Genomic DNA, 4,727 nt, shown 5'->3' with positions numbered 1-4,727 from the left:
GTTCCTCATTGCGGTTTGAACCTATGTCGCTGACACAAGACGTTGCCGATACGGTCGCCAGCCTCACCTACGCCGAACTGCCGGCAGCAGTAGTCGAGAAGGCGAAGCTTCTCGTCCTCGACCATGTCGGCTGCATGATCGCGGGAAGCACTAGCCGCGGGGCGAGACAAATGACGCCCTATCTCGCGCGTATCGATTCCGGTGGTCCCAGCACTGTTTTCGGCACGTCACTGTGCTTCCATCCTGCCAATGCCGCTCATGCCAATGGGCACAGCGCGAGCATGCTTAGCCTGGATGATTCCTACGTCCTTTTCGGGCATCCCGGCAACTCCATTATCCCGGCTGCGCTCGCCGTTGCCGAAGAGGTAAACAGCTCCGGCAAGGCGCTGATCGCCGCGATTGTCGGTGGCTATGAAATGTCGCTGCGTCTTGGCACGGCCATTCGGCCTACCGAAGATCGCAGCCGCCACGTTAACGGCCTTGCGACTTGGCAGATTTTTGGCGCCTGCACGGCAACAAGCCTGTTGCGCCGCTTCAGCGCCGTGCAAATTGCCGATGCGTATGGGCTGACGCCGATGCATGCTCCGCTTCCCTTTGGGAGCAAATTCTCTTCGCGGCCGATGAGCTTTTTGAAGAATAATTACGGGTGGGCGAACAAGGGAGCCATCACTGCGGTGGACCTAGTACGCGAAGGTTTCCACGGGAACCACACCATCTTCGACGGTGACGACAGCTTCTGGGCCATGGCCGGTTCCGACCGATTTGAACCCCAGGACATGCTTGACCGGTGGGGAGAGCGCTACTTCATCCTTGAGACCGGCTTCAAACCTTATGGCGTCTGCCGCTGGATCCACACCGCGATCGACTGCCTGCGGGCGCTGCAGACACGCCATCGTTTCGGCCATGCCGACATCAGGGGCATTCATGTCGAAACCGTGAGCGAGTTCGTTCGCGACTTTAATGGCCCCTGGCCGCAATCCACCATAGAGGCGGCATTTCATATCCCCTATGCGCTCGCGCTCGAACTGCACGACAAGTCCTCCGCGACCGGCCTCCGCGAAGACGACCTGACTGATGAAGGTGTTAAGCAAACCGCGGCACGGATCAGCCTTTCAACCTTCGCCGGTGCCGATGAGGTATTTTATGCGCAAAGGCTCCTGCCGGCCCGCGTCAGCGTCACCCTCCAGAATGGCAAAACGCTTTCCGCCCAGGCCGAGGTTCCAACCGGCGCCCCCGGCGGGCCCGCTTTTGGACAGGCGGAAGTAGAAGCGAAGTTCCTCACGCTGGCTAGCCCCGTCATTGGCGCTATCAATGCCGCGCGTCTGAAGGAGGCCCTCCTCGAATTGGAGGGCCTCTCCGTCCGCGACGCACTGAAGCCTTGCGCCATGACGTGATCTCCGCGCGGGGGTGCGCCATCGCGAACCAGGCCGCGCCCTTCTTCACACCGATGAGCCACTCAGGATGAGGTTGCAAATGTCCACTCAGAGTATCGTTCTACCGAAACCCGTTCAGAATGCATTCGACAGGTTCTACGCCGGCTCACGCGGAGCCCCCGGAACGTTCAAGGTGTCGCATGGGAAGGGTATCTTCTTCTGGGATACCAACGGCAAGCGCTATCTCGAGGGTTCATCCGGCGCGCTCGTTGTCAATCTCGGCCATGGGAACGAGCGCGTCCGCGATGCGATGATCGACCAGGCCAATCGCATCAGCTATGCCTCGTTTTACAGTGAATCAACCGATACGCTATGCAGGATGATCGCGGACCTCGCGGGCCCTGGGTTCGATCAGGCTTTCCCCGTTTCCGGCGGTTCGGAAGCAGTCGAATCCGCCATCAAGCTCGCGCGCCAATACGCCGTGGCCAGCGGGCAGCCGAAGCGCTGGAAAATCCTTGCGCGCATGCCGGGTTATCACGGCGCGACGCTTGGCGCCGCTGCTGTCACCGGCGATCCGGACCGGGACGAGATGTTCGGCCCGATCATGCAGATAATGCCCAAGGTGCCAGCGCCACTGAGCTATCGCCTCCCTGAAGGCTTTGATGTCGGTTCCTATGCCGACTACTGCGCGGACGCGCTTGAACAGCAGATCCTTGCGGAAGGCGAGGAGACGGTGCTCGCCTTCATCATGGAGCCGGTCGGCGGTGTCGCGACCGGCGCGTTGGTCGCGCCGGATAATTATTATTCCAAAGTCCGGGAGATTTGCGATCGCTATGGCGTTCTGCTGGTCTTCGATGAGGTGATGTGTGGCGCCGGCCGAACCGGGACCTTCCTCGCCGCTCATCATTGGCCAAACGCCTTGCCCGACCTCGTCGTCTGCGCCAAAGGCTTGAGCGCCGGCTATACGCCGCTTGGCGCCATGATCGCTCCCAACAGGATTGTCGATAAGGTCGCCGAGTCCGGCGGTTTCTTGCACGGCCACACCTATGCCGGAAATCCCCTCTCGTCGGCAATTGGTGTCGCGGTTCTCAAGGAGATGCTCGACCACGATCTGATGGGCAATGCGGAGCGGATGGGCGTTATGCTGCGCCGAAAGCTCCACGCACTGAAGGATCAGAGCACCACGGTCGGCGACGTGCGGGGAATGGGCCTCATCAACGCAGTGGAGATCGTTGAGGATCAGGCAACCAAGGCGATTTTTCCCGCAGCCAAGCAGGCGTCCTATCGCGTTTCGGAGATCGCCCGCGAACTCGGGCTGCATCTCTACGCGCGCCGCGCCGCCAGCGGAAAGTTCGGGGAATGGATAATGGCAGCTCCTCCGCTCATCATAACCGAGCCGGAAATCGACCTCTTCATGGAGCTTCTCACTGAGACGTTCCGGGTTTTTGAGAGCGAGAACCGATGAGGCGGGCGCGCGTATCCATCCTACCTCGACGCAATCCATGGCCGGTGTGCAGCCAATCCTCTGCACAGCCAGGCAGCGCCGGCATGATGCTGGACAACTGCATCATCGAACCAGCGACGGGCTCGTCGAGCCAAAAGGCGTTATGGGGGCATCGTGCGCGTCAGCACGAACGGCGCCGACCGGATGATCCGCCCGCTAGAGCTACCAAGTTAGGTATCCCGCCGCACGAAGTGGGATGGCTTCGCCAAAGGTTGAAACATTACATAAGAAGGTTGAAACAATGCACAAGCAGACCGTCGACACTCTCATCATCAACGGTGATATTTTTACCGGAGACAGAACTCAGCCTCATTATCAACCGGGGGCCATAGCAATTTCTGATGGCGTAGTGGTCGGGATAGGTCGCGAGCAAGAAATTTTGCCGGCGTATGATGCAACGCGCAAGATCGACGCTCAGGGCGCTTTGGTCCACCCGGGCTTCATTGAAACCCATTTTCATTCGACGGGAACGGCCTATCACGGAGCGCCGTTCTCGCCGCTGTCGGGCACTGCCAGCAAAGTGAACTACTCCAGCATGAAGGCAGCAACTGACCCCGACATAACCGCCGCCTACACGGCCGCGGCCGCCTGCTCGATGTTACAACGTGGCTTCACCCTGTACTTCGAGTCAGCCACCGTCTTCGAAACGGATGCGTTTGCCGAAACGATGACCAGGTGCGGTGTGCGGGGAATGGTGACCGCACCATGGGGATGGGACGATATGTCGTCCGCCATGAACGACGGGTATGGGCTGAACGAGACGCTGATGCGGCGTGCGCCGGCCGACGCGAGGCGGGTTATCGACCAGTGCAAGCGCGAACTCGCGCGCAACAAGGACGACAATGCGTTGGTACGCGGCTATGTCGGTCTGTGCGGAGGGTCAACCAGCACGGACGAGCTCATCCGGGAAGCGGTGAGACTGGCCGCCGAATCGAACGCGATCTTCTGGGCCCACCAGGCATTCGAGCCCGACGACGACGCGGGCGAGCGAAGGAGGTTTGGTGACGACGGCACGGTCCGTATGCACCGACTCGGAGCCCTTGGGCCAAACACGACGCTCGCGCATATGAACATGCTTGACGAACAGGACATCGAGCTCATCTTGGCGATGAAGCCGGGCCTTTCCTGGTGTCCCAACAATGCGATGGCCTATCGGATTACGCCACCGCATAAATGCTGGTTTCCGCATCTCTACCGCAAGGGTGCAAGTGTTTCGCTCGGTGTCGACACGATCATGATCCATCCGATCGGGATCGCCGGCCTCATGAGCCTCTATCTATCGAGACTGGTTGGGGACAGACTGAATGACTCCGATCCATTTTACATGCAGACGATCGATGCTGCGAGAAACGTAGGCCTCGGTGACAGGCTGGGCAGCCTGGTCGTGGGCAAGCGCGCCGATGTGGTCATCCGGGAAGCTCGCGACATCACCCATTATTCCTGGCGCGACGATATGGGCATCCTGTTATCGCTGTCCTCCTCGATGATCCCGGTCAATACAGTTCTCATCGATGGCAAGGTCGTCATGGAAAAGGGCCGCCTCACCACGATGGATCAGGATGAAATCCTTGCCGAAGCCATGCGCCAGCGTGATCTTTTGGCTGATAGGCTCTCCGCCGCCTGAGAATATAACGCGATCAGCGCGCGTGAGCAGGGTGCTCAGGTGCGCCTCCCAGGATAAAAACAGTTTAGGGCCGACGATAATGCAAAAGAATTATGATGCGATTGTGATTGGCGCCGGCAATAACGGTCTTGCTTGCAGCTGCTACCTGGCGAAAGCCGGCCTGAAGGTGCTGGTGCTCGAGGGTCGCAATGTCATTGGTGGCGCAGCTCGGTCCGAGGAAGTTGTT

The 4,727-nt window shown here is 59.8% G+C and carries 4 protein-coding genes; all 4 read left to right on the top strand.

The features are described from left to right. Nucleotides 1-1,394, top strand: a 1,394-nt coding sequence (locus tag NKI05_RS31985) for an MmgE/PrpD family protein (RefSeq protein WP_352794214.1), incomplete at its 5' end; no start/stop codon positions are given. A gap of 67 nt (nucleotides 1,395-1,461) precedes the next feature. Then, nucleotides 1,462-2,838, top strand: a complete 1,377-nt coding sequence (locus NKI05_RS31980; protein ID WP_352794212.1) for an aminotransferase family protein — start codon at nucleotides 1,462-1,464, stop codon at nucleotides 2,836-2,838. A gap of 280 nt (nucleotides 2,839-3,118) precedes the next feature. Beyond that, complete coding sequence (locus NKI05_RS31975) at nucleotides 3,119-4,501, top strand: amidohydrolase family protein (protein WP_352794210.1); 1,383 nt, start codon at nucleotides 3,119-3,121, stop codon at nucleotides 4,499-4,501. A 79-nt stretch (nucleotides 4,502-4,580) separates the two neighbouring features. Further along, nucleotides 4,581-4,727: FAD-dependent oxidoreductase (locus NKI05_RS31970; RefSeq protein ID WP_352794216.1), on the top strand; the 147-nt coding region annotated here is incomplete at its 3' end.

The sequence above is a fragment of the Mesorhizobium sp. M0771 genome (assembly GCF_040320155.1).
Classification (GTDB): Bacteria; Pseudomonadota; Alphaproteobacteria; order Rhizobiales; family Rhizobiaceae; genus Mesorhizobium.
Note: the sequence above shows the minus strand (reverse complement) of the source record. Positions and strands in the feature narration are given on the sequence as shown.

Bases quoted from the DNA above. Each gene is read 5' to 3' on its own strand.
- NKI05_RS31980 (WP_352794212.1), top strand. From the start codon at position 1,462: ATGAGGTTGCAAATGTCCACTCAGAGTATCGTTCTACCGAAACCCGTT.
- NKI05_RS31975 (WP_352794210.1), top strand. From the start codon at position 3,119: ATGCACAAGCAGACCGTCGACACTCTCATCATCAACGGTGATATTTTT.